The organism is Adlercreutzia sp., assembly GCF_056795635.1.
In genome coordinates this window covers 5,632-7,881 of sequence record NZ_JBQIIT010000042.1, presented here as the reverse complement: position 1 = coordinate 7,881, position 2,250 = coordinate 5,632, and the positions used below count along the sequence as shown (strand labels likewise).

Sequence of the window (2,250 nt, the reverse complement as noted above, 5' to 3'; positions counted from 1 at the left end):
GTGCTGGCCCTGCTCTCCGAGCTGCAGGAGGCCCGCATGCAAATGGCCATCGTGGTGGACGAGTACGGCGGCACCGACGGCCTCATCACCATGGAAGACATCGTGGAGGAGATCATCGGCGAGATCGTGGACGAGACCGACCGCGACCGCGAGCTCGTAAGCGCCGTCGGTCCCGACCAATGGCGCTGCGACGGGCGCTTCCCCGTGGAAGACGCCGTGGAGCTGGGCTGGCCCATGGAGGAGTCCGACGACTACGAGACCGTGGCCGGATGGCTCATCCACACTCTGGACTTCGTGCCGAAGGTGGGCGACGAGTTCGTCGTGGACGGCTTCTCCTTCAAAGTGGAGAAGATGCGCCGCAGCCGCATCTCGGTCATTCGGGTGCGCAAGATTGCCGACGGAGAATCGAGTTGTGGAGAGGCCTCCTCAACTGACTGACAGCCAATATGCTCACGGGCTTCCAATGCCACCTGCGGGAATATTTCAGCTGGTATTTGTCAAGCGAACAAAACGTGAACGTCGGTTGCCGCCGTTTTTGCCGTTGGGGCCAACTAGGGTAAAATAGCCGAGTCAAAAACAGCATAGCCCTGACTTTTTGCAGCAAATCATCCACCCTAATCCAACACGCTGCTGCCGCTTGTGCGGCTTGTTTTGTGCTGTCGTGAAAGGATGTATGTGGTTACGCAACGGAGAAAATCTCGCGGAAAGGTCGTCGTGCTCACGATGGCTGCTGCGTGCGTGCTCTCCGTCTTCGCGGTGGGCTTCGTCAACTTCGACTGGGCATCTGCCGGTTCCAACGACGCGACGGCCGCTACGTTCGGCTTGGAGCATCAGAGCGCCGAGGATAAAGCTCGCGCCGGCGTGTCCCCCGAGACGGTTGACGACAAATCCGATGCAGAGGTGCTCGCCGTCGAGGACGTTGCCGCCGGGGCCTCGCTGTCCACGGCGTCATCCCGCGACGTGAGCGCCGGTGTTGAGGAGATTGCCGCCGAGGAGGAGGCTGCCCGCGTCGCCGCCGAGGAAGAGGCCCGTCGCGCCGAGGAGCGTGCCATCGCCCGCGCCGACGCCGCCCGTTCCGAGTACTATGCCACGTTTGGCGGCTTGCCCGCCGGCGATGTGGATTTCTCCGTCGGTCGCGAGGCATTCATCGCGGAATGGGCCGAGCGCATCGACAACTACCTGGCCGGCAGCCCCCTTGCGGGTCACGGCTCCACCTTTGCCGAGGCGGCATGGGATGCGGGCATCGACCCCCGCTGGTCGCCAGCTATCTCCAATACGGAGTCCACCCAGGGCCGCGTGTGCTTCAAGGCCCACAATGCCTGGGGGTGGGATCAGACGAACTGGCCCGATTGGGACACGGCCATTCGCGCCCATGTGGCTGGCTTGGCTCGCGGTTACGGCTTCACCATCAGCTACTCCTATGCGCAGCGCTACTGCCCGCCAAATTATGACAACTGGTATAGAGATACGCTCGGCCAGATGCAACTGATCTAAAAGAATGAGAAAATGGCTTCGGCCATTTTCTTATATACAGGAGGAAACGCGATCATGAGCAACGTCATTGTCGTAGGATGCGGGCGTGTGGGCTCGCAGCTGGCGAACATGCTCTCGGACAATGGCAGCAACGTCTGCGTGGTCGACAAGAACGCCGAGGCGTTCTCCAACCTGGGACGCAACTTCAACGGGAGCACCATTCAGGGCGTCGGCTTCGACGAGGACGTGCTGCTGCGCGCCGGCGTCGAGGATTGCGACGTGCTGGCCGCGGTGACCCAGTTCGACAACGCGAACCTCATGTGCGCAGAGGTGGCCAACCACCTGTTCGGCGTGCCCCACGTCATCTCGCGCCTGTACAACCCCGACCACGAGCGCGCCTACATGCAGCTCGGTATCGACTACGTGTGCGGCACGTCGCTTGTGGCCGAAGACGTGTTCAGCAAGATTGTTTCGGGCCATGGCTCGCATATCGACACTTTCGGCGAGTTCGAGGTGCTTCGCTTTACGTTGGATCTGTCGAGCCGCGATAACGCCCGCACCATCCGCGTGTCCGAGCTAGAGCGCGACCACGAGGTGCGCATCATCGCCTTTGAGCGCGCGGACGGGTCGGCCTCGTCCATTCCCACGGTCGATTCGCTGCTCTATGCGGGCGACTCCATTCTCGCCTGCGTGCGCCATGACGTTATCACGCAGTTCTCGCGCTACATTCTGGATTAGGGAGGATCTATGTACATCGTCATTGCCGGCGGCGGAAAG

General features: G+C 61.8%; 3 protein-coding genes. All 3 read left to right on the top strand.

The window, feature by feature from the left end:
• Positions 1-438: transporter associated domain-containing protein (locus tag ACTOXK_RS11710; RefSeq protein WP_482279970.1), on the top strand; the 438-nt coding region annotated here is incomplete at its 5' end.
• Between the two features lie 285 nt (positions 439-723).
• Positions 724-1,494, top strand: a complete 771-nt coding sequence (locus ACTOXK_RS11705) for a hypothetical protein (RefSeq protein ID WP_022926650.1) — start codon at positions 724-726, stop codon at positions 1,492-1,494.
• A 54-nt stretch (positions 1,495-1,548) separates the two neighbouring features.
• Entirely contained in the window at positions 1,549-2,211 is a 663-nt protein-coding gene (locus tag ACTOXK_RS11700; RefSeq protein WP_016310264.1) for a potassium channel family protein, read from the top strand.
• Positions 2,212-2,250: the final 39 nt, after the last annotated feature.